The organism is Pseudoalteromonas sp. SG41-5 (assembly GCF_014164495.1).
GTDB classification, from domain to species: domain Bacteria; phylum Pseudomonadota; class Gammaproteobacteria; order Enterobacterales; family Alteromonadaceae; genus Pseudoalteromonas; species Pseudoalteromonas rhizosphaerae.
Genome location: NZ_JACJFH010000007.1, coordinates 50384 through 74248, shown reverse-complemented (window position 1 = coordinate 74248; position 23865 = coordinate 50384). Strand labels below are relative to the sequence as shown.

General features: G+C 41.2%; 23 protein-coding genes and 3 tRNA genes. 16 read left to right on the top strand and 10 right to left on the bottom strand.

The window, feature by feature from the left end; genetic code table 11:
* The first annotated feature begins 293 nt into the window (after positions 1–293).
* From H5232_RS03580 to H5232_RS03570, 3 genes are all read left to right on the top strand, one after another.
* A complete protein-coding gene (locus tag H5232_RS03580) occupies positions 294–518 on the top strand; it encodes a hypothetical protein (RefSeq protein WP_145242571.1) in 225 nt (74 codons plus the stop codon).
* 111 nt (positions 519–629) lie between these two features.
* Positions 630–998: a YacL family protein gene (locus H5232_RS03575; RefSeq protein ID WP_145242569.1), complete on the top strand. Its 369-nt coding sequence runs from the start codon at positions 630–632 to the stop codon at positions 996–998.
* A gap of 182 nt (positions 999–1180) precedes the next feature.
* Positions 1181–1804 (top strand): dUTP diphosphatase, encoded by a 624-nt coding sequence (locus tag H5232_RS03570; protein ID WP_149983053.1) that lies wholly within the window; start codon positions 1181–1183, stop codon positions 1802–1804.
* Here the strand turns inward: H5232_RS03570 and yrfG are convergent.
* Positions 1801–2451, bottom strand: coding sequence for a GMP/IMP nucleotidase (gene yrfG / locus H5232_RS03565; protein ID WP_145242565.1), 651 nt, complete (start codon positions 2449–2451; stop codon positions 1801–1803). The two genes, H5232_RS03570 and yrfG, sit on opposite strands and share 4 nt — an antisense overlap.
* Before the next feature lie 61 nt (positions 2452–2512).
* Between yrfG and nudE the strand changes: the two genes are divergently transcribed.
* The 5 genes from nudE (at position 2513) to H5232_RS03540 (ending at position 4472) form a co-directional block, all read left to right on the top strand.
* Complete coding sequence (nudE, locus tag H5232_RS03560) at positions 2513–3085, top strand: ADP compounds hydrolase NudE (protein ID WP_179959231.1); 573 nt, start codon at positions 2513–2515, stop codon at positions 3083–3085.
* Positions 3078–3875: a 3'(2'),5'-bisphosphate nucleotidase CysQ gene (cysQ, locus tag H5232_RS03555; RefSeq protein ID WP_145242561.1), complete on the top strand. Its 798-nt coding sequence runs from the start codon at positions 3078–3080 to the stop codon at positions 3873–3875. Before nudE ends, cysQ begins: the two co-directional genes overlap by 8 nt.
* Positions 3876–4017: 142 nt before the next feature.
* Positions 4018–4094, top strand: a tRNA-Met gene (locus H5232_RS03550).
* Between the two features lie 158 nt (positions 4095–4252).
* Positions 4253–4329: transfer RNA gene (locus H5232_RS03545), tRNA-Met, on the top strand.
* Between the two features lie 66 nt (positions 4330–4395).
* Positions 4396–4472, top strand: a tRNA-Met gene (locus H5232_RS03540).
* A 374-nt stretch (positions 4473–4846) separates the two neighbouring features.
* Here H5232_RS03540 and H5232_RS03535 read toward each other — a convergent pair.
* Positions 4847–5119, bottom strand: coding sequence for a hypothetical protein (locus H5232_RS03535; RefSeq protein WP_145242551.1), 273 nt, complete (start codon positions 5117–5119; stop codon positions 4847–4849).
* A 12-nt stretch (positions 5120–5131) separates the two neighbouring features.
* On the bottom strand, positions 5132–5707 hold the full coding sequence (gene nfuA, locus H5232_RS03530) for a Fe-S biogenesis protein NfuA (protein WP_145242549.1): 576 nt from the start codon (positions 5705–5707) through the stop codon (positions 5132–5134).
* 145 nt (positions 5708–5852) lie between these two features.
* Between nfuA and H5232_RS03525 the strand changes: the two genes are divergently transcribed.
* Complete coding sequence (locus H5232_RS03525; RefSeq protein ID WP_182762154.1) at positions 5853–8405, top strand: M14 metallopeptidase family protein; 2553 nt, start codon at positions 5853–5855, stop codon at positions 8403–8405.
* Positions 8406–8421: 16 nt separating this feature from the next.
* Here the strand turns inward: H5232_RS03525 and H5232_RS03520 are convergent, their stop codons facing one another.
* Positions 8422–9123, bottom strand: a complete 702-nt coding sequence (locus H5232_RS03520; RefSeq protein ID WP_182719106.1) for a ComF family protein — start codon at positions 9121–9123, stop codon at positions 8422–8424.
* A 58-nt stretch (positions 9124–9181) separates the two neighbouring features.
* On the opposite strand from H5232_RS03520, the gene bioH reads away from it, so the two are divergent.
* From bioH to H5232_RS03495, 5 genes are all read left to right on the top strand, one after another.
* On the top strand, positions 9182–9919 hold the full coding sequence (gene bioH, locus H5232_RS03515) for a pimeloyl-ACP methyl ester esterase BioH (protein ID WP_182719091.1): 738 nt from the start codon (positions 9182–9184) through the stop codon (positions 9917–9919).
* A 100-nt stretch (positions 9920–10019) separates the two neighbouring features.
* Entirely contained in the window at positions 10020–10328 is a 309-nt protein-coding gene (locus H5232_RS03510; protein ID WP_145242541.1) for a hypothetical protein, read from the top strand.
* A gap of 6 nt (positions 10329–10334) precedes the next feature.
* The gene (locus H5232_RS03505; protein ID WP_182762152.1) at positions 10335–11213 is read left to right on the top strand and encodes a putative metalloprotease CJM1_0395 family protein; all 879 of its coding nucleotides are present in this window, start codon (positions 10335–10337) and stop codon (positions 11211–11213) included.
* A gap of 160 nt (positions 11214–11373) precedes the next feature.
* Complete coding sequence (locus H5232_RS03500; protein WP_182830565.1) at positions 11374–12102, top strand: hypothetical protein; 729 nt, start codon at positions 11374–11376, stop codon at positions 12100–12102.
* Between the two features lie 68 nt (positions 12103–12170).
* Positions 12171–12956 (top strand): outer membrane beta-barrel protein, encoded by a 786-nt coding sequence (locus H5232_RS03495; RefSeq protein WP_182740428.1) that lies wholly within the window; start codon positions 12171–12173, stop codon positions 12954–12956.
* Between the two features lie 64 nt (positions 12957–13020).
* Here H5232_RS03495 and H5232_RS03490 read toward each other — a convergent pair whose 3' ends face one another.
* The 4 genes from H5232_RS03490 to greB form a co-directional block, all read right to left on the bottom strand.
* Positions 13021–15354, bottom strand: coding sequence for a Tex family protein (locus tag H5232_RS03490; RefSeq protein WP_145242535.1), 2334 nt, complete (start codon positions 15352–15354; stop codon positions 13021–13023).
* A 163-nt stretch (positions 15355–15517) separates the two neighbouring features.
* Positions 15518–16099: a CBS domain-containing protein gene (locus tag H5232_RS03485; RefSeq protein ID WP_145242533.1), complete on the bottom strand. Its 582-nt coding sequence runs from the start codon at positions 16097–16099 to the stop codon at positions 15518–15520.
* Between the two features lie 50 nt (positions 16100–16149).
* A complete protein-coding gene (locus tag H5232_RS03480) occupies positions 16150–16458 on the bottom strand; it encodes a hypothetical protein (RefSeq protein ID WP_145242531.1) in 309 nt (102 codons plus the stop codon).
* 144 nt (positions 16459–16602) lie between these two features.
* On the bottom strand, positions 16603–17082 hold the full coding sequence (greB, locus tag H5232_RS03475; RefSeq protein WP_149983060.1) for a transcription elongation factor GreB: 480 nt from the start codon (positions 17080–17082) through the stop codon (positions 16603–16605).
* 196 nt (positions 17083–17278) lie between these two features.
* Here greB and ompR point away from each other — a divergent pair, with 196 nt between their 5' ends.
* Together ompR and envZ are read left to right on the top strand one after the other, a co-directional pair.
* A complete protein-coding gene (gene ompR / locus H5232_RS03470; RefSeq protein WP_182819956.1) occupies positions 17279–17998 on the top strand; it encodes a two-component system response regulator OmpR in 720 nt (239 codons plus the stop codon).
* A 5-nt stretch (positions 17999–18003) separates the two neighbouring features.
* Positions 18004–19308: a two-component system sensor histidine kinase EnvZ gene (gene envZ, locus H5232_RS03465; RefSeq protein ID WP_145242002.1), complete on the top strand. Its 1305-nt coding sequence runs from the start codon at positions 18004–18006 to the stop codon at positions 19306–19308.
* Here envZ and H5232_RS03460 read toward each other — a convergent pair.
* Complete coding sequence (locus H5232_RS03460; RefSeq protein ID WP_182768063.1) at positions 19305–20480, bottom strand: tryptophan 7-halogenase; 1176 nt, start codon at positions 20478–20480, stop codon at positions 19305–19307. The two genes, envZ and H5232_RS03460, sit on opposite strands and share 4 nt — an antisense overlap.
* Positions 20481–20484: 4 nt before the next feature.
* The gene (locus tag H5232_RS03455; protein ID WP_182830564.1) at positions 20485–23493 is read right to left on the bottom strand and encodes a LodA/GoxA family CTQ-dependent oxidase; all 3009 of its coding nucleotides are present in this window, start codon (positions 23491–23493) and stop codon (positions 20485–20487) included.
* Positions 23494–23865: the final 372 nt, after the last annotated feature.

Below are 23865 nucleotides of genomic sequence, written 5' to 3'. Positions count from 1 at the left end.
TAACAGGTGTTTTTGTTAGGCTAAATAAAATACTGTTTTTATAACCAGTTAATTTAATACATAGTCTAAAGGCTTTAAAAACTTAATGATTCATTTATAGTCATTTTTTAGCTAAGCTAGATCAATGGTGTGAAGTGATATCGCCAATTTGACTTATATTTAGTAAAAATCACGATTTTAGCTAGTTCTTCGTATTACCGTTGATTTTAACATATTGATTTTTAATAACTAAATAATTGGCATGAAGAATGTAAGTAGATAAGAATAAAATTAAATTAATAATTGAGGTTAACATGGCAGAGCAAGGTTCAGGCGGTAATGTTATCGCAGCGATTTGTAATATATTTTTCCCAGGTTTAGGGCAGTTAGTTCAAGGCCGGATCATGGCGGCAATTGGTTTCTTCCTAGCGTGGGTTATTAGTGGCGCGCTTATTTATGTTGCGATTGGTTTTATATTACTGCCGATCGTCTATATTTGGGCAATCATTGATGCCGCGCGGTTTAGATCTTATCGGTAGCTGTATCACTTCAAAGAATAGCGCTTTTTAGCGCTATTTTTGTCACTGGCTTTATTTATTCAGCACTGACTAGGGTATAATCCCGATCATTAGTTGTATTTAGGTAAAGTTATGGAATACCAATTTATACGCGATCCAATAAGTGGCCTGCGGATTAAAATTAGCAGTGAACATGCGGTTATTGGCCGTTGGTTAAATGAAGAGATCGGCAAAGACAAAATTGCTATGGTACAAGCTTTAATAGCCTCAGTATCAAGTAGTTTTGAGCCGTTAACGCTACAGGGCCAAGAAATTGATTTGATCTTAAATAAAGATGAAGCCATTTTTGAAGCCCATGCCTTGCACCAAGACTCTGAAGATTTATTTGCTTATCAAGATGATGAGCTTATGCTCGAGGAAAATGGTTTAAGTAGTGGCTGTGGTTTTGAAGATTTTGTTGATCTGATTAATTCATGGCAAGAATTTACTACAGGTAGGTAGCCGTCAGTTTTCAGTTAGCAAAATATCCTCGGGTGCCGCGTAATGAAATGCCCTTAGCTATATTGGCAATATTTGTGTTAGCGACCTCTGCGTATTAACCACAATCAGCACGTAGAATCGATTTCATCGAAGAGTATTTATCTGTATTATTAACTACAATTAAAATAGTAACTGGAAGAGATATGTCTGCCAATTTAAATAAACTAGTGGTGATGCTAGAAATGCAAAATGCCATGAACACCAAAGTTCATGATCAATGGTTTAGCCAAGGCTTTGAATGGTATCGCGCTATTTGGGTTGAATGCGCTGAAATGCTTGATCATTACGGTTGGAAATGGTGGAAAAAGCAAACTCCAGATACCGAGCAAGTTATTTTAGAATTGGTTGATATTTTTCACTTCGGTTTATCGTTACGAATTGATGGTGAGACCAGTTATTTAGAGCTTGCTAAGCAGTTGGAACAACAGTTAAGTGCACCGCAACAAGCTGATGATTTCAAACAAACGTTAGAAATTCTCGCCGCGTCAGCCGTCGCTGAGAAAACCTTTAATGCCGCAGCCTTCGCTGGATGTATGGCGCAAATAGGTATGGATATTGATGATTTATATCGAGGCTATGTAGGTAAAAATACGCTTAATTTTTTCCGCCAAGATCATGGTTATAAAGATGGTAGCTACATTAAAGAATGGCATGGCAAAGAAGATAACGAGCATTTAGTTGAGGTCGTTAAAAGCCTGAATACGGAACATGCTGATTTTGCAAAGCTTGTATATCAAGGCTTAGAGGCTCGCTACCCTAAAAATTAAGGCAGCATGTCACGAAAATCAGTGACGCTCAAATAGTCACTGATTTCATTGTGCGGTTGTTTACTATCTGGGTTTGCAACCGCCAATAAATGGCCAATACCATATTCTTTTGCGGCGTTTAGTACCGCTAAACTGTCGTCAACGAACAGCGTACGCTGCTTATCAAAACCTAAATCGAGTTGTACTTGCTGCCATAAGCTTTGCTGCTCTTTACTCACACCATATTGATGAGTCGACACCACACCATCTAAATAGTTATCAATATTGGTTTTTTCAAACTTGAGCATGACACTTTCCGGGTGTGCGTTGGTAAGTAAAATCAACTCTTTACCTGCTTTTCGCAACGACGTTAAAAATGCTGGTACATCCTCACGCATTTTAATGAGGTGCTGATGCTGATATTTTAGCTCCATAATAGGTAAATTAAGTTGTTGTTCCCAGTAATCTAAGCAATACCATTGGATTTGACCGCTAACGGCTTGATAGCGTTTTAATATATCCGCTTGGGCTTGTGCCAAACTAATATTCTTTGCGATAGCGAGTTGCTCAGGGATCACTGTCAGCCAAAAGTGATTATCAAAATGGAGATCGAGCAAAGTGCCATCCATATCTAGCAGCACAGTATCGATTTTTGACCAATTTAACATAGGAAATTCATCTTATAGGGTTTATTATTGAACTAACTGCCATGATAGCAAATTAATGCCAATGACACAGAAAAAGCACCCAACACCACCACAAATTCTTCGCACCGAAGTTGTTGCTAAAAGCCGATTATTTACGGTGGAATCACTTGAATTAAAATTTTCAAATGACGAACAGCGTCAATACGAACGGATCCGCGGCGGTGGCCGAGGGGCTGTAATGATAGTGCCATTAACAGCTGATAATGAATTACTGTTAGTACGAGAATATTGTGCTGGCACTAATGATTATCAACTGGGCTTCCCAAAAGGCTTAATTGATCCTGGCGAAACACCAGAACAAGCAGCAAACCGAGAATTAAAAGAAGAAGTTGGCTTTGGTGCTGAGCAACTTCAGCCACTTAAAGTGGTTTCAATGGCACCCAGTTACTTTAATGCGACTATGCACATATTGTTTGCCCAACAACTTTATCCGCAAACTTTAGTTGGGGACGAGCCAGAACCATTAGTGGTTGTTAAGTGGCCATTAACCGATTGGCAGTCATTATTACAACAATCAGACTTCACCGAAGCACGAAGCGTTGCAGCTTTGCTATTATTAACTAAGCATTTAGAATCAGGAGCTGCGAATGATTGAATTACTTGAGCCATGTATTGAGCTTGCGCAAAGCGCTGGTGCTGCGATTATGGCTATTTACAAGAAAGATGATATTGGCCAGCAAGAAAAGTCAGATCACACACCTGTCACTAAAGCCGATTTAGCCGCTAACGATGTGTTAGTTGCTGGATTAAAAGCACTAGCGCCAGATATTCCTATTATGTCAGAAGAAACACCAATCCCTGCTTTAGCAGATAGGCAAGATTGGCAGCGCTATTGGTTACTCGATCCAATGGACGGTACCGGTGAGTTTATTTTAGAAAGCGGCGACTTTGCGGTAAATATCGCTTTGATTGAAAACAATCGCCCAGTGCTTGGGGTGATTTATTGGCCAGCGAAAGAGACAACTTATTTTGCCAGTTATCAAAATGGTGCATTTAAGCGTGTTGATGGCGTAGAGCAGCAGATCAATGTTGCCACTCCAGATAACTTAACTTTGGCTGTTAGTCGTCGTCAAAAAATTGAAGCTGTTAGTCAATACTTGAACGCGCAGTTTACAACAGTTGCTGTAGGTTCATGCTCTTTAAAAGCATGTATTGTTGCTGAGGGTAAAGCTGACTGTTTTTTACGGATAGGGCCAACAGGTGAGTGGGATACGGGAGCATCGCAAATAATTGTTGAAGAAGCAGGTGGCTGTATTACTGATGCTGAATTTAATCCATTAACCTACAATCAGCGTGAGAGTACAGAGAACCCTGACTTTATAGTGATGGGTCACCCTGATTGGGAGTGGCAAAAAATGATCAGTCCACACCAAAGAGCGCTTTAATTACTCTATTTGTTTGCTTTTTGTTCGGTTGAACAGCTTTAAGCAGTTTAACTGTTGCATTATAATATGATTCCTATACTATAGCGCTCTCTTCGAAACAGGCTCGCAAATAACGCGAAACCGTTGAAAAAGAAATTACAGGCGCGGGATGGAGCAGCCTGGTAGCTCGTCGGGCTCATAACCCGAAGGTCGTCGGTTCAAATCCGGCTCCCGCAACCAATTTTATTAAATGATTTGGTGCATTGGAAGTTTTAAAAGGTCGTCGGTTCACTCTTCACCTTTCACAGCTCCCGCAACCAATTCTTTTAAAGAAGCGGTTACTGTAAACTCTTGGTGAGAGTTAAAAATCACTAGTCAATAGACTTAAAATATACAGGCGCGGGATGGAGCAGCCTGGTAGCTCGTCGGGCTCATAACCCGAAGGTCGTCGGTTCAAATCCGGCTCCCGCAACCAATTCTTTAGTGAGTTGGCTGACTTCTTTAATTAAGTAAGAAGTAAAATAACACTTAATATTTCAGGCGCGGGATGGAGCAGCCTGGTAGCTCGTCGGGCTCATAACCCGAAGGTCGTCGGTTCAAATCCGGCTCCCGCAACCAACTGAAATTACAATTACAATTTAGAATATTAAACAGACACGCCTAAAGCGTGTTTTTTTATGCCTGAAACTCAGTGAAATAAATAGCTCGTCGGTCTCAGCTCTACATTAGCCAGCAAAGGCCATCTATTTAAATCCGGCTCCCGCAACCACTGAAATCAAGTAATAATGAATCGACACTCTTAAAATGAGTGTTTTTTTATGTCTAAAATTCAGTGAGTGCGAAAATTGGGCTACTCATAACCCGAAGGTCGTCGGTTCGTTCTTCATAAACTCAGGCTCCCGCAACAACTGAAATAAAGTACGACAAATTAAATAGGTATTGTTGATGAGTGCTTTTTCATGGCAGTATTTTGATAGAACCTAGAGCTTTGGCTATTTCCAAAGATCAGGATCTTCTTCTGGACGGGAATCTTTTCTGTCTAATACCTGCGAAAAGCGATTAGCAAAGATACCTAAGTAGCCCCAAGCGGCGAAGAATAGTGCTATGGCTAAAATTACTAAGCCGATGATTTGTAAGCTGTAGTGGCTATAATAGCCGAGGGTGATTAATATCACGGCTAGCACAAACAGTGCTAGGCCGCGTAAAAAGCGCTTTAAGCTGAGCTTAGGCTCTGAACCTAAGCGATATATCAGCGGCTTTAGCATGACTGCCTACTATTAATAGTAAGAATGATCGCCAGCTTTGTGATCAGTAATATCAGCAACACCGGTGATTTCATCGAACTTAGCAATCATTTCTTTTTCAATGCCTTCTTTTAGTGTGACATCGATCATAGAACAACCATTACAGCCACCGCCAAATTGAAGAACAGCAATACCTTCAGCAGTTACTTCTACAAGGCTTACTTGGCCGCCATGGTTAGCAAGCTGAGGGTTAACCTCTGTTTCTAACATGTGTTGAATACGTTCGTTAAGTCCTGCGTCATCACCGATTTTACGGGCTTTAGCATTGGGGGCTTTAAGTGTTAACTGGGTGCCCATTTTATCGGTAACGAAATCGATTTCAGCTTCTTCTAAAAATGGCGCGCTTTCTGTGTCAACTACAGCATCAAAGCCGTTAAAAGGAAGACGAATATCGGTGGCTTCTACTGCATCTTCAGGGCAGTAAGATACACCACATTCCGCTTGTGATGTGCCAGGGTTAACAACAAATACGCGAATATTTGTTTTTTCAGCTTGGTCAGCTAATAATTTTGCAAAATGCGATTGTGCGGTTTCGGAAATAGAAATCATAAAACAACTATACTTGACTAAATTACTCGGATACTGGTTATCATACTCCGCTCATCGCGTTGTCGCCAGTGTTGAGCGTAAAAATTTGGCATCTATTTTAAGCAATGGTAGCGTGCAAACATTGATCATTTACTGAGTGTTTTCTATGCGTTTGATAATAACAATCTTTACACTATTGCTAAGCTTTTCTTGTTTAGCACAACCGCTTTCATATTATTTCAATGATGATGTGAAATTTGATCCAACGATTCCCACTCCAGAGCAGGTTTTAGGCTATGAAGTCGGGCAGTGGCACGTACGTCATGATCAACTCGTTCGTTATATGGAAATATTGGCACAAAAAAGTGACCGTATTAATTTTGAAGTCATTGGTCGTACCCATGAGCAGCGCCCGCTCGTTATGCTAACTATCACCGCAGCTGATAAGTTGGCGAATGTGGAGCAAACACGTAAGGCGCACTTGGCGCGTTTAGCCGATCCAGAAAAAGCCAAAGAAACCGATCAGCCAGCGGTCGTTTGGATGGGTTATAGCGTTCATGGCAATGAATCTTCTGGTAGTAATTCAGCCTTGCTGGTGGCATATTATTTAGCTGCGGCGCAAGGTAAAGAAATTGATACGCTATTAAATAACACGGTTATTTTACTCGATCCTTCATTAAACCCCGATGGTTTAGCACGCTTTGCGAATTGGGCGAATAGTAATCGCGGTATGAACTTATCGTCTGATCCACAAACTCGGGAGCATATTGAAAGCTGGCCAAGTAGCCGTACTAACCATTACTGGTTTGATTTAAATCGTGATTGGTTGCTGCTACAACACCCTGAATCACGTGCTCGTATTGCTAAGTTTCATTACTGGAAACCCAATATTCTTACTGATTTCCATGAAATGGGTCCCAATAGCACGTTTTTCTTTCAGCCAGGTATTCCATCACGTAAGCATCCGATCACCCCTGATGAAAATGTCAGTCTCACGAAGGCAATAGGTAACTATCATGCCAAAACATTGGATGAACACAACGCGTTATATTTTACCGAAGAAAGCTTTGATGATTTTTACTATGGCAAAGGTTCAACTTATCCAGATGTAAATGGTGGTGTGGGTATTTTATTTGAGCAAGCAAGTTCTCGTGGTCATCTGCAAGAAACCATAAATGGACCGCTGAGTTTTGCATTTACGATTAAAAACCAGCTGCTTACGAGCCTATCTACATTTCAGGCTGCGATAGATAATCGCCAAGCATTACTCGATTACCAAGCTAGTTTTTACAATAATGCTATAGAGCTTGCTAATGATGAAGATTATAAAGGTTATGTAGTACAAGGCGGTGCAGATACAACACGTAGCGCACTTTTTTTAGATTTACTGAAACAGCATCAGATCAAAGCTTATCCACTTAATAAAGCAGTAAAAGCGGATGGTAAGAATTTTTCTGCGAAAAGTTATTTTGTGCCATTAGCCCAGCCGCAATATCGCTTAGTTAAAGCCATTTTTAGTGAGCAAAAGCGTTTTGTTGATAACACTTTTTATGATGTATCCGGTTGGACGTTAGCCCACGCTTTTAACTTGGAGTTTGCAGCAATCAAAAGTGGCTGGGGCTTAGACGTTAGTAAAAATGCATGGCAACAGCCTGAAAAAACACAATTTGCTGAGTTAGATGCACAGTATGCGTTTGGCTTTAAATGGGATAACTATTTAGCTCCGAAAATGCTTAATAAATTATTACAGCAAGGTGTGCAAGCTCGTGTGGCGCTCAGCTCGTTATCAGCTAAATCGCTTGCAAGTACACAGGAATTTGCTGCGGGTAGTATTATTATTCCTGCTGGGATTCAAAAAAATCCGCAATGGGTGTCGTTATTAAATAGTGCACAAAATGAGTTTGGTATTGCGATTACGCCTATTACTTCTGGCTTAACGGCAAAGGGTGTCGATTTAGGCTCGCGGACGTTAGCGGTAGTTAAAGCGCCGAAAGTATTACTCGTTGGTGGCCAAGGGACTAGTCAATATGAAGTAGGTGAAGTGTGGTATTACTTAGATCGCTTTGTTGGTGTGGCACCTACCATTGTGGAAATGGAACGTTTTGGTGATCTTGAACTTAGTGATTACAGTCACATTGTTTTGGCTCATGGAAATTACAATAAGCTTTCAGATGCTGACAAAATAGCAATTAAAACTTGGGTACGTAAAGGTGGAGTTATTTGGGGCCACAAAGGTGGGGCTAAGTTTTTAGTCGATCAACAACTATTAAAAACCAGTTATTTATCACGCCGAGATGTTGCCAGCGCCTTCAAAACGGATGGCTTAAACTATGGTGATAAAGATCATCTAGCTGGGCGTCAACGTATTGCTGGAGCGATATTTAATACTAAAGCCGATTTAACGCACCCACTTACTTTTTCATTACAGCGTGACACCTTACCAGTATTTAAAAATAGTACTTGGTTACTTGAAATGTCAGCTGCACCATTTGTAAATGTGTTGCAGTATACGCAAAAGCCATTACTAGCTGGCTTTACCGATGATGTGAATGTTGAGCAAGTAGCGGGAGCGGCTGGTTTAGTGGCACATTCGTATGGTCGTGGCAGTGTGATTGGTATGACAGATGATCCGGTATTTAGGGGCTATTGGTACGGCACCAGTCGTTTATTGAGCAATGCATTGTTTTTTGGTCACACATTTAGAGCGAATGCCGATTAATTAATTAGCTTAAGTATTAATGACCTAATGGTGTTAAGCAGGTTACAAATGCCCAAACTTGCTTAGCACCAGCCTTTTTAAGGGCGACGGTAGCAGCATTAAGAGTTGCTCCTGTGGTCATCACATCATCAATGATAGCAATTGTTTTTCCGCTCATATCGGTATTACATATAAATGCGCCATGTAAGTTTTTTACTCGTTTAGCTTTGCTAAGTGATGACTGTGCTTGGGTTTTCTTTGTACGCTGTAAACTCTGAGAATCAATATTTTCATTTACTAAACATGGCAACCAGCATTGTGATACTTGGTTAAAGCCTCGCTTTAAAAAACGCTGCTGATGTAGAGGTAAAATAATAAATAAATCTGGCCATATTTCGCTATTTTTTTTACTAACAGTCAGTTGCTGGCTAATAATTAACGACAATGCGTTTTTATAATGAATTTGGTTACTAAATTTAAGTTGCGTGAGCCAACCATCGAAAGGGGGACGATACCACGCGCAAGCGAACAGGTAATCGAATTGGCAATCAGGAAATAACTCAACCACATCTGGGCGATACAGTAAATTAGCATGTGTGGTTATATCTAATAGCGGCAAATCAGCTAAACAATGTTCGCATAAACTATGTTTGGTACGGATAATACTTTGGCATTGCACACAAAAAGAAGGAAAAAACCAATCGCCCAGCTGTTGAAAACATTGATGAAAAGCAGTCATTGCATTCATTCCCTCAAACGCTATTATGAGCGCTAAGTTTGGAGCAAGGTTATAAAAAATGCAAAATGAGCTGGTGTTATTACATGGTTGGGGGATGAATCAAGGCGTATGGCAGTTGATCTTGCCGGAGCTTCAATTTATGCATAACGATACAGTACGCAGTGTTGATTTACCCGGTTACGGTAATAATCAAGCATCGCCAAAGCCGTATACTTTGCATGCCGCTGCATTACAATTAAGCAATCAATTACAGCCAAACACTACCTTAATGGGCTGGTCTTTAGGTGGTTTATTTGCTCTTTATATTGCAAAGCACTGGCCTGAAAAAGTCGCGAAAGTGATATTAGTTGCTGCAACTCCATTGTTTGCTGAAGGCGATGATTGGCCAGGAATTAAAGCAAATGTATTAGCTGCATTTAAAGAGCAGTTAGTCACTCATCGTGAGAAAACCATCGATCGCTTTTTGGCAATACAGGCGATGGGCAGTGAAAATGCCCGAGATGATATTAAACAACTTAAACAGTTACTCAATGAATTTCCGGCTCCACAAGAGTGTGCATTAACTGCTGGTTTGGATATTTTACAGCAAGATGATTTACGCGATGCTTTTGCCTGTTGTCCAGTGCCGATCCGTGCTGTATTTGGCCGTTTAGATGCATTGGTACCGTATCGCGCAGTAACCAAAATGAAAGTTTTAAAACACGATTTTGAGTATGAAGTGATCGATAAAGCGTCACACGCACCTTTTATATCCCATAAAAAAGAGTTTTTATCTGCCGTCAAATCAATGCTTTGAAAAGTAACTTTACGGTGGTTTGAAAAACTCTGCAGTAAAGCTTTATTTTGACTGTTTTATGAGCGATAATTAACCAATATATCATTGGTGGAGGTGTTGTATGCCAATCGGATCTGTGTTTAATAACGGTGTTGAAGGTTTTAATCGTGCCAGTCAGGGTATAGAGAAAGCCAGCGCAGAAATAAATCGCGCCAGCATTGAGCAACAAGACGACGCCCAGCTTGCCCAACAGCGCCAGCTGCAAGCTGCTCGTCCGGAAGAAGCGGTAACCGCTCCTGTGTCACAACCACCACGTATTGATGAAGCCTTGGTCAATTTAAAGGTCGAAGAGTTTAATGCCAAAGCCAATACGCAATCAATTCAAACCGCAGACGAAGTGCTGGGGACTTTGATTGATATTCGTGTTTAATTTGCCATGAACATTGTCACGCCATTTCCAAATATTAATATAAACACCGCAAATGTTTATACGGAAACCGCTCGGCGTGACAACCAACTTCGGGAAGTTATCCCGCCACCTGCAGCTACAAAACCGACTAATGCTGAAAACAAAGCGCTCGGTGATAATGAAAAAACTAAACAACCCGGTACAACTGATACCGGCACTTATGATGCCAAGGGTAAACTTGCCGACGAAAAAGTAATTCAAGAGCGTCAGCAGGGAGGTGCAGAGCAAAACCCAGAGCAAAATGAACAGCAACAACAAGATACAGAGAAAGAAGCAAAGCAAAAAGAGCAAGTAGCTCAGCAAGAGCAACAAGACGCTGAGCAAATTAAAGAGTTAAAAGCGCGTGATATTGAAGTACGTATTCATGAGCAAGCTCACTCATCAGTTGGTGGTCAACACGCAGGTTCGCCAAGTTATGAGTACCAACGCGGACCTGATGGTACCAATTACGCTGTTGGCGGCGAAGTACAAATTGACGTTGCTGAAATAGCAGGTGACCCGCGAGCTACAATAGAGAAAATGCAAACGGTACGTGCTGCAGCTTTAGCGCCGGCAGAGCCTTCTGGTGCTGATCGTTCGATTGCTGCTGATGCCACTCAAAAGCTCGCTGCAGCGCAAGCAGAGCTTAGTAATATAGACAGTGATGATGAAAGCAGTACGCAATCAGTATCGTTCAAAGTAGATAACGAATTAACAAAGGATGAGAAAGTTGCAGCTACTGCTGAATCAGAAACCGCAACGGCTAAGCGCGATATTGAAGTTGAGCAGCGTGCAGGTCGCATTGCGCAGTTTTATCAAGCCGCCACCTCGCCTTATGGACAGTCTGGCTTTTCTGCAACCATATAGTTGCTCCCTCGTAATATGTGTTTCCTCAATTTAAATCCAAATAAATCATTTTTTAAGTGTGGTTATTCACATTTATTTACCTAAAGATGTATGCACTTAATTGTGAAACATTACTGTAACTGCTATTTTCCCTACGATTTTTAGTATGGAAGACAATTAAATGAAATATGCAGTAATCGCAGGTGCTTTATCACTTTTTTCAATAACAGCGGTGGCGAATGAAACGGCTGGCTTAAGTTATGACTATGTCGAAGTTGGCTATGCAAAAATGGACGTAGATGGCTTGGATGAACTTAGCTTTGATGGCTATGCAGTTAAGCTTAGCAAGCAAGTAAGTAGTAATTGGTATCTAACCGGTTTATATGCAAGCACATCAGATGATCTGTCAAATAGTGTCTCTGAGGATTATCGTGATATCTTTCAAAACGGTGAGTATGTCGGAACGTCACAGTTATACACTGAAGGAAAGCTAGACGCTGAATTTACTAGATTAGAGCTCAGTGCGGGTTATATTCAACGTTTATCTGCAGTTACCAATTTAGATTACAGTATCAATCTAGGTAGACTGAAGTACAGCACTGACTTCATAAACCTCGTCGAAGAAAGGTTTAATGGCCAAGTATTCTCATCGTTAGAATCAGGTTACTCGGACTCAGATAGTGCTGATATCCTCTCTGCTAATGTGCAAGTTAGGCATTTAGTCACGGATAAATTTGAAGTCAACGCGGGACTTGGCTACGAGCGTTTACATGATGAAGAAAGTGACAATAACGTTGTTTTAAAAGCGGGTTTTAATTATACCTTGACTGAAAAAGCAATTTTAGGTGCTTCATACCGTTACGTTGATGAGTACGCAGACATTGCAGTGACGTTACGCTTTTACTTTTAATCTTGAAATAAAAAATTAAAATCGCCGCAAATAGATTTTGTGGCGATTTTAGTATGGAAGACAATTAAATGAAATATGCAGTATTAGCTGGGGCTTTATCACTTTTCTCAATCACCGCCGCAGCAAACCAAGCATCACTTTTAAGCTACGATTATGTTGAAGTTGGCTATACAAAAACTGACATTAAAAGCAATGATAAAACGGACCCTGACAGCCCAATGTATTCTGGCTACGATGGGTACGTTATTAATCTTAGCAAACAAATTTTTGAAAGTTGGTTCGTGACAGGCTCGTATTCTCAAAGTCGTGTTGACTATTCTAGCACTACTACATTTACATCATTTGCTCCTCTACCAGATGGCACTTATACATCTAATATGACAGATTCTTACTATGAAACAACGGATATGAGTTTAACTCGTTATAATGTTGGCTTTGGATACATTCAACATTTTTCAAGAGAAACTTCTGTTGACTATGCCCTGAAGTATGGGAAAAGTAAGGTTAAGACTGAGGAAACATTTGTACATAGACTTGAATCTGATGGTAATGTTTTTGATGTTTCAAAAACATACTATGAAGGTTCAGAAACAGCTGACTCCTTTGAAGTAACTGCACAAATTCGACATTTATTGAGCGAACAATTTGAAGTAAATGCAGGCGTTGGTTATGAACGTTTACATGGCGTAGGTGCTGGTTATGTACGTTTACATGATGCTGAAAGTGAAAATAACCTCCTGTTAAAAGCGGGTATAAATTACGCAGTCACTGAAAAAATAACGTTTGCTGCTTCCTACAGTTACACCGATGAATACGCTGACATCGCAGCAGCAGCATTTCGTTATTATTTTTAAATCGGATTTAAATAGCAGAATTGCAAACGCCACAAACTGAGTTTGTGGCGTTTTTGCTTAAGCGTTATTTTTTCACTTTTGCATTTGCGAAGGCATCTGCAAATGCATTACCCATCATTGCATTACCGGTATCGCGTGTTGGTTTTGCAGCGCGAGGTTGCTGAGCATTGTTACGATTATTGGCTTGCGGCTTTTGACTGACTGATGGAGCAGGTTTATTGCTGGTATCAATGTCATCGTCTAAACGCATGGTAAAACTAATACGTTTACGGGCAGCGTCAACTTCCACTACTTTTACTTTTACAATATCACCTGCTTTAACTACTTCACGCGGATCAGAGATAAACTTATTAGTGATCGCTGAAATATGTACTAAACCATCTTGGTGCACACCCACATCAACAAAAGCACCAAAGTTAGCTACGTTTGAAACCACGCCTTCTAAAATCATCCCTGGCTTTAAGTCACTGATTTTTTCAACACCTGCTTTAAACTCTGCTGTTTTAAAATCAGGACGAGGGTCGCGTCCAGGTTTATCAAGTTCACTGATGATGTCGGTAACCGTTGGTAAGCCAAATTTATCATCAATGTAGTCATTGGCAACTAACTTATTCAGCAGCTCTGAGTTACCAATTAGGTTATTTACATCGAGACTATTTTGTTCACAAATGCGTTTAACGATAGGGTAAGCTTCCGGGTGAACTGATGATTTATCAAGTGGGTCGCTGCCATTACTAATTTTTAAGAAACCGGCGGCTTGTTCAAATGCTTTTGGCCCTAAACGCTCTACTTTCTTTAGCTCTGAGCGTTTAGTGAATGAACCGTTAGCATCGCGATAATTAACAATATTTTGCGCTAAGGTTTTATTTAACCCTGAAACACGCGCAAGCAATGGCACTGAGGCCATATTTAAATCTACACCTACCGAGTTCACACAATCTTCAACAACAGAAGTCAGAGTTTGCCCTAGTTGGCTTTGTGATACATCGTGCTGATATTGACCTACACCAATTGACTTAGGCTCCACTTTCACAAGTTCAGCCAGTGGATCTTGTAAGCGACGCGCAATTGAAACCGCACCACGTAACGACACATCTAAATCAGGAAACTCATTAGCAGCAAATTCTGATGCTGAATACACCGATGCGCCAGCTTCACTGACCATAATTTTATTGAGTTTTAGCTCGCTATTTGCTTTGATTAATTCAGCAACCAGTTTGTCTGATTCGCGTGAAGCGGTGCCGTTACCAATAGCGATTAGTTCGACTTTATGTTGGCGGCATAACTGCTCTAGCGTTCGTACTGATTTATCCCAATGGTTTTGTGGTGCATGTGGGAAGATAGTTTGTGTGGCTAATAACTTACCAGTGCTATCAACAACGGCAATTTTACAGCCAGTGCGCAGACCAGGATCTAGGCCCAATGTTATGCGAGGCCCAGCAGGGGCAGCCATAAGTAAGTCTTTTAAGTTTTTAGCGAACACATCGATAGCGCCTGTTTCGGCTTTTTCACGCATGGCTGCTAAAAATTCGTTTTCTAAATGTAAGCCTAGCTTAATTTTCCAGGCCCACTGCACGACAGTGAGTAACCAAGGGCTGGCTACTTGGTTGTTAATATCAAGGCGGTAATGATCGGCAATCATCACGGCACACATATGGGCCGGGTTTTCTGAACTTGGCTCAGGGTTGATTGTTAACTGTAGAATACCCTCGTTGCGCGCGCGCAACATAGCTAAAGCGCGGTGCGAAGGCACTTTTTTAAGCGCTTCTTGATGCTCAAAATAATCTCGGTATTTAGCGCCAGCTTGTTCTTGGCCTTTGATTAAGCTTGCTTCGATTTGGCCGTGCTGACTGATGTGACTACGAAATTTGGCGAGCAGTTTGGCATCTTCAGCAAAGCGTTCCATTAAAATAAATTTAGCGCCATCCAGAACTGCTTTTTCATCAGCAAAGCCGGCTTCTGCATTTAGGTAGCCAGCGGCTTGTTGCTCAGGATCTAAAGAAGCATCATTAAATAAAGCATTCGCTAACGGCTCAAGACCAGCTTCAATAGCAATTTGCCCCTTAGTGCGGCGCTTAGCTTTGTAAGGTAAATATAAATCTTCAAGTTCAGTCTTGCTATCCGCATTATTAATATCGGCAGCTAAGCTGGTAGTGAGTTTATCTTGCGCTTTAATCGTCGAAAGAATGAAGGCTCTACGTTCTTCCAGCTCTCTTAAATACGATAAACGCTGCTCTAACAATCGTAATTGGGTATCGTCTAAACCACCCGTTACTTCTTTACGATAGCGGGCAATAAAAGGCACTGTTGAACCTTCATCGAGTAATTTTGTAGCAGCTATAACTTGTTGCTCTTGAGCATTCAGCTCAGTGGCTAAACGTGCAGAGATATTGCTCATGCAAAAACCTTATTAAACAATTTGAAGACCAGAACGATAGTTTTGGCGTAATTAATTGCTTGAATAATATCACAGCAGGGCTTAATAAAAAGGCCTTAAAGTATGCTATTTATATACTTTAAGGCCTTTTAAAGAGGTGGTTCAATTAAACATGTATCAGTGCTTAATGAGGGTGTTCAATATGTTGCATTACTTCACTAAAACTGTGCGCGATAGGTGTGATATGTAACGGAATTTGTAATGTTTTAGCAATTTCTCGAGCTGAAATTAAACCACAAATTTCATTATGTGCGGTAGTAACCAGTAAAAACATAATACCGTTTTGTTCCATTGTTTGTAGTGCATCACCAATACAAGCATAGCTTAAGCTTTGCATACTTACGCCAGTTAAGTGGCTAAGTGGTGTCATTACATGAAGTAAGTTAACTTCGTTGCGAGGTACATTTAAGCGCTGTGCTAAAATCATAATTTTTGAGCTTTGTAGATCCGCACTAGATGCTATACCAAGTAATTTTTCTTTGTCATCTACTACTAAAATAAAGTCTGTATGTTGGCTAGTGATCTGTTTTAATGCATCAACAATGCTGGTTTCAAAATGAGCACGTAGCGGGTCTTTTTGAGTAAAATTATTGACCATTTTCAAAGCCGGAGACGTTAAATCAATTAACGGCTGAGTGTCACGGTAAGTGTGAGATAAAACGCCTTTAGAAATGTCTTGAGTACGAAGTTCTTTAAAGTTAGCCATAGTAATCACCAATTATGTTATTAAATTTAATCAAGTTTTTAAGCGATAAATTAAATAAAATAAGCCGGTGGTCCACGCTGATACGCATAGCTAAAAGGTTGTACGAAAGTGGTACTCACATAAAGTGATAAAATGTTTTCAGGGAGTGGTTGAAGCACCCTGATAGAGATCCCGTCAACGTGTGTGTCTAAGTCAACGTCAAGATTAGCTTGGTCAGGAATGTCACAAGCAACATAGTTTGCGGTTGGGGATAAATGGTCGTGGTCGTCAAAACCTTGAGCAATTACAGTCAAACTCACACTCATTAAAAGTGTAAATAACACGGCATTACTTACTATGCGATGTATTACGTTTGACATAACTACTACCTTCTAATATTCAACTCAAGCGCGAAATGCTTTACTTGAGTACTTTTATTTATAGTCTACAAATTCACTTTAGACAATCAATAATTAACCTTATCTGAATAATGAGAAGCGAGGATCTATCGTTTTACTGAGGATTTATGAAGCCCCAGGGTAACTGATACTGTTAACGTACCACTCTTTTTTGCCCTGCGGAGTTGTAACATAAAACTCATCATCCACTTGTTTTTTCAATAATGCGCGCGCCATCGGCGAATCAATCGAGATATAATCTTTGCGGTCATAAATCTCATCAGGGCCAACAATGCGAAACTTCAGCACTTCACCTTGTTCATTTTCTATTTCGACCCATGCACCAAAAAACACTTTACCAGCTTGCTGCGGCGAGTAATCAATTATTTTTAGATCTGGCATGCGTTTGCGTAAATACCGCACGCGACGATCTATTTGTCTTAACAAACGTTTATTGTACTGGTAATCAGCATTTTCTGAACGGTCACCAAGGCTAGCAGCCCAGCTCACTATTTTGGTGACTTCAGGGCGTTTAACATTCCATAAGTGGTCGTGTTCTTGTTGCAGCTGTAAATACCCTTCGCGGGTGATTAAATTAGTTTTCACGTTTAAATTATTACCTTGAGAAACACCTAGGCAAGGTATAAAAATCTTGTTGGCTTGTCGAGCTGATTTTTGTTCTCGCCAGCATTTTTGTGGGCTTGAAATGTTCAGTAACAATCTAGTGACCTAATTAGTTTTTTATTATCATGTTTTTCATTTATATTAATCATAACAGTACAGAAAAATAAGAATGAAAGTAATGGGACATGAAACCACAAAAGTATTAGTCGTTGATGATGATATGCGTTTACGCAGCTTGTTAGAGCGCTACTTGGTAGAACAAGGATTTATTGTGCGTACAGCTGCTAATTCAGAACAAATGGATCGGCTGTTAGAACGAGAAAACTTTCACTTGATGGTACTTGATTTAATGTTACCCGGTGAAGATGGCTTATCTATCTGTCAGCGGTTACGCCAAAAAGAAAATGAAATTCCAATTGTCATGTTAACGGCTAAAGGTGATGAGGTTGATCGTATTATCGGCTTAGAGCTTGGTGCTGATGATTACATCCCGAAACCATTTAACCCGCGTGAATTATTAGCACGTATTAAAGCTATTTTGCGTCGTCGTTCAAAAGAAGTGCCAGGTGCACCGTCAGCAGAAGAAAATCATATTTCGTTTGGTGAGTTTTCGCTTAATTTAGCCACCCGTGAAATGAGCGAAGGCGACAAAACCATGTCGTTGACCAGTGGTGAGTTTGCGGTATTGAAAGCGCTTGTTACACATCCACGAGAGCCGCTTAGTCGTGATAAGTTAATGAACTTAGCGCGTGGTCGAGATTACAGTGCATTAGAGCGTAGTATCGATGTACAAGTCTCACGTTTGCGTCGCATGATTGAAGTCGATGCCGCTAATCCACGTTATATTCAAACTGTATGGGGCTTAGGTTACGTATTTGTTCCAGATGGTGAAAAATAGCCATAATGAGTATGTTTCCCAAAAGTGCATTTGGACAAACGGTGTTTTTAGTTGCGGCACTTTTGTTGATCAACCAAGTAGTGTCTTACATCACGGTTAGCCTTTACGTAGTTAAGCCTACTATTGAGCAAGTTAACCTTATTCTCGCAAAACAAATCAAAACTGTGTTTATAGACTGGGAAGATGGCGTTGAAATAAGTGATGAGGTGTCTGAAAAGTTTTTTGAAATAACCGGTATCGAAGTTATGACCCAGCGCCAAGCGATGAGCGAAGGTTTGGCGCAAACTCGTGAATATTCGATGTTGTCGCGTAGTATGTCTGAGCAACTGCATGGTTCAGCCCGAGTGCGTATTAGCCAAACAGATCCGCTTGTTTATTGGGTAGAAGCGCCGCAAGCACCGGGTTACTGGGTTAAAGTACCGCTAACTGGTTTTAAAGAAAATAATCTCGAATTTCTAACCTTTTATTTATCTAGTATCGGCTTTTTAAGTGTACTCGGTGGTTGGCTGTTCGCACGTCATTTGAATCGACCTTTAAAAGCGCTGCAACAAGCGGCGGTAAAAGTAGGGGTTGGAGATTTTTCTACAAAATTAGAGGAACACGGCTCAACTGAAGTCATCGAAGTAACCCGCGCATTTAATCAAATGTCACGTGGTATAGCAGCGCTTGAGAACGACCGCCGTCTACTTATGGCTGGGGTGTCTCATGATTTACGTACGCCGCTGACGCGCATTCGCCTTGCTACCGAGATGATGTCGGATGAAGAAGATTATCTGCGTGAAGGGATCATCTACGATATTGAAGACATGAATGCCATTATTGATCAGTTTATTGAGTATTTGCGTCATCACAAACGTGAGGAGTTAGCGCTTGAAGATCTCAACGCGATAGTGTCAGAAGTGGTGCATTCAGAACAAAAACATCAACGCACTATCACTTTTAGCGAAAATCCTAGTATTAGTAACATTCCTTTAAGTATGGTGGCAATCAAGCGAGTTATTACCAACATGATTGAAAATGCGATCCGTTATTCGGATGGTGATATTGATGTTGAAACTGCGCTAAGTCGTGATAAAAAATACGCTATGGTGATTGTAAAAGATCATGGCCCAGGTATTCCTGAAAGTGAACTTGAAACGGTATTTGAACCTTTTAAACAAGGCGATGCTGCGCGAGGCAGTGAAGGTAGTGGGTTAGGGCTTGCGATCATTAAGCGCATAGTTGATATGCATGGTGGTAAAGTAAAACTGGTTAATCGCCCTGAAGGCGGTTTAAATGCTGAGGTTTATTTACCAGTCAAAGTGAGTTAGCCGTATATACTATTATATACTTTTATACTACTCGGCTGCTGTCTGCGCTGCCAAAAAGGACTGTTTGACCAGCGTTGCTCTTGAGCGTAAAAATAGCGTTTGTGATCTAAATAACGATGCCAAATCTGTTCTATTTGTTGCTGGTATAGTTTTTTAAATTGTAGCTGGCTATCGTGTTCTATTTTATTGACTATCTCGAGTTTTTTCATCAGATCGGCAAGTTGCATCGCACTTGCCATAGCATTAAAAATTCCTTGCGATGAGATTGGATCAAAGCTCAGTGCTGCATCACCTAAAGCGGCCCATTGTTGGCCTGCAAAACACTCTAAGCGAGTGGAGTTCGCGCTGACGATACCGTGCAGTGTTATTGGCTGTTGGCATACATCGAGAATCTTCGCTTGATTGGCATAACATTGCGCATGTTGAGTAAATAACTTTGTATCACGTTGTAAGCCTTTGGTCAGCAAATCCGGATCCGTTTGAAATGCTAAAACACGACGTTGGTTTGGTAATGGTGCACTGTACCACCAGCCGTTTTGCGTGGCACAAATGCTGCCTAGTTGATTTTCAATAGTATTAGCCACGGTTGCCCAGCAAGATATTAGACGGTCATGTTGTTTGCGAGCGGTGTATTTTTTTGCAAAATGAGCCTCTCGGCCAGTGGCATCAATTACGAATTGACTCGCAATGTTGATTGTTTGCTCTTGTTGTAACTGTGTTAGTGTTATTTGCCAGCGTTGCCCTTGGTATTCGCTGTGTGCTAATTTGGCAGGCCAAATACAGCGGACACCCCGTTGCAGCGCTTTTTCGCGTAAAAAGCTCTCAAATACTTGACGATCCAAGCGCCAACCTAAACCATCCGGGTTACTGAGATTATCAGTAACATAGGGTGTTGATTGGCCCCAACTTATTTGCAATCCTGCATTGTGTAAATGCTGTGGGGTAAGTACGTTGGCCACCAGTTGGTTTTCAAATTCAGTTAACAAATCTAACTGTTGTAAAATACGCCGTGCGGCAGGTGCTAAGCATTCACCAATTCGCTCTTCGGGCATCTCAGACTTATCAATCAAAGTAACTTGATATGAATCACATAAAGCAAGTGCGGCGATACAGCCTGCCACACCTGCACCAATGATCACAACATCCGTTTGTAATTCGGTCTCTTGCAGCATTGCTTTAGCGTCCTTTGTTGCGATGAAAGCGGCTCGCTTTTTCAGTAACACCTAAGTTGGTTTGACTACGATGTGAAGCATGCTCAGCCGAGAGAGTCGCTTTTGTATGCTTTATCGCTTTACTCGCTAAGTTAACTTGTGCCTCATCTTGTGGATTGTTGGGCAATATACCAACCTGCATTGCGCTAGGAAATTGTGCATCGCCTATTACGCCGATATGCGGTTGTACAATCGCAAGTTCAGCAAAGTTGTCTATCATACTATTGATTTGGTTTGTATATGTGGCAGGATTACCGTGCAGAGGTAAATCATCAAGCCAATCAGTACGATAAGCAAAAGCCTGTTGACGAGTACTGTCAGGTAATGAGGTATCAAGCACTTGTTGATAGCGGAACTGATTCATTATTTGATTTGGCACTCGAGCAGGCCAAAATGTCGGTAAAAATGGATCGTACTCAGAGCTGTAGCCATCTCTACAGCTCGCGGTATCAGTTTGCCAAGGAATAGCCATCCAGCGTGTTATCCCGCCTGCTACTTGACCACCAAATAAAGGTCCTTGCGCGAGGGTATAAACGTCGCTATTCATCACAGGACCATAATAGTAACGGTCGCTTTGTAAGTCCGCTTGGGCGTGTTTGAGTCGAAATGCCGACATATACATGCCTGCAGTTCGCATTGGCCAAGTCATTTCACAGCCCGGGTGAAACGCATCAGCAAGGCAAAACTCCATCGCGCCGCGAGTAAGTAGTTCTGGCTGCTCAGCAATTGGATAATCATCTAACGCGGTTACATTTGCATGTGCCGGACAAGCTGATTGAGGGGTGTAATCATTAATAAAATCACCTTTCACCCATTGGTCTAAAAAGCTCAACTGCAAATTTGATAGCGTTGCATGCTGGCGCACTGAGCCCGTGGGAGGAATGCTAATCGCGTCGCCATACAGCCAAGGCCATAGTTGTGGAGCTTGCGCACCGGGAACATCAAAACGACGAAAGTTATTAGACAGTGTACGGCGTAATTCCTGATAGGCAGGAGAGGGATCGCTAAGCTTTTCTAGCCATTCATTGGTGGTGTAATTAAACTGACCCCCCCAGCCAAATGCGCCAGCAAATCCGTCATTAACCCATTGTAAATCCGTCATTCGGTCAAATATGGGTTGAATGTCGTTACTAAAGGAAGGTCGCTGTGGTCTTGCCAGCATACCAGCATCTACAGCAACATCGCGCATTAAATCCCACATGGTGCGTACTGATTTTTGCATCGGTGCATAATCCGGTGGCGCGCAAATAACCCAAGCGGGTTCTACTCTTAGCGATATCCCCTGATATACAACCTCTGCTGTAATTGGGCCATCTGAGGTGTCATCATACCAGCCTTCATTATTTGCAAAGGTAATGGCTATATCGCCGTTTACGTTGCGTGACACGCCATGACCACCGAGCATGAGTAAGCGACCGTATTGATCACTGCGCATTTCTCCTAAATACACATCCTGATCCATAAATTGGCCAATAAACTCATGCTTAGATTTTACGTTTTTGCCGCTTATACTGTGTTTGCCCCCTTTGATTAACAGCTTGCTACGATCGGCTACATTGTTATTACGCAGTAACGATGGCGGCGCATCTGCGGCTTCTGGAATATCTAAAGCAATTTGAAATTCGTACCAGCAGGCTTTTTGATTTGCTAATTCAGCATGCCAAGTAATGTCTGCATTATCGAGGGTTAGTTCTTTTATCGCTTTACCAGCGGCATTAAAACCGTAAATTCTAAACTCAGCTGCTTGGCGCTTTAATGCACCTGTTTTATCTCGGTAACTGTATTCATCAGTATGAGCTATGGGCTGCGGTTGTTGCGGGCCAATAAAGTAGCCTTTTTTACTATTACCCACGCGCATTACACCAATAGGCGGATAAATACCGGCATAAACAATACACTCAGAGTCAGTATCTTGATCTTGCTGTGGCTTAAATTCACTTAACTGTTTAGGCTCTTGTAGCTGCTGACCGTTGGCTGTATGTCGGGCATGAGCACTGGCCGCATAGGCTGACTTTCGAGCCAATGCAATGCTACCTAGAGGCTCATGGGCGGCTAAAGTACGCCAAATATTAAACGCTAAGTTATTACCAAGCTCAGCTTGACCAATCGCGGTAATATTTTGTTGTGCTAAATGCAGCCGCGCAATACATACGTATGGGCTTTCTTCACAGCTCCATACGGCTTGTGCATCATCAAGTGGCATTGTTTTTGGGTTTGTTCTTAATTGTACTTCAAAGCGAAATGTTGCACTGCCTTGACGTAAACGTCGCTGCAAATCTAAAGCGAGGTAATTATTATCGATACTTGGTGCGCCAAGTTCACTGCCTTCAGGCACTAAGCGATATTTTACAATCTGTTGTTCGCCTAATTTGAACGGTAATATTGCCCAATAATTAGCGCTTAAACAGCTTGCTTCAACTTTTTGCATAGCCTGTAAAATATTGGCTGTTTGTATGTGTTTTGGATTATTTAAATAGGCATCATAGTTTTTATCGATCACGCCTGCAGTGGTGAATTGGCACATCTGTTGCGCATTTTTGGTGAAAAACCGATCCATATTTTGAAAAATAAAATCTGCGGTATCACCTTCGCCAATTAGCTTTGGCCCATCTACTCCAAAGAGCTTCACTGCCAATCCTAATGTGCTGTGTAAATCTGGTGATGATGGTAACGTATCACTTGAAAAGCGCACTGCACATTCGTATTCTTTGCCTGCAAAAATGCCAATTTTAAATTGTGGGTCTATATCTGGATTGATAATAAAGTGGCCGTAAGCGATGCCATGTTGCTTTCTAAATACAGCTCGTTGTGCTGGCTGTTGACCTTTGTCTATACGCGGCACTTGACCAAGGCCAACAAACATTTCAGTTAACCGCTGGCAGGCTAGTTCAACATCTTTGTCATTTGACCAACATGGCACATTGTTAGCAGTTGCTAGCGTTTTAATACTGCGATTTTTGGGTTTCTTAGCCATTATTATATTCCTTATAGTATTGAAGCGGCTCTAGAGGTATTAGCTCTAAAAGTCCTTTTAAGCAAGTTCACTATTATTGAGCTGACTGCACATTTAGTTGTTTATTAGTGCTGCGTAATTTTTCAAAATTATTAAATATATGGCTCACAGCCATGCTTGGTATTCCTACTGTTACTAATTAACTAACTTTTTAATCTGTAAAAGTAGAGCAATAATGGAAATAAAACTATTACACGGTATTTCACGTGCTATTTATAGGATGTGTTAGGTATTTTCAGGGGGTGATACAACAGCGCCATCAATATAAGCATAGTTGCTTTTGGTTGCAGTAATGATGATGCCAACAGTTTAATGAGGTCATGAACTGTAGCA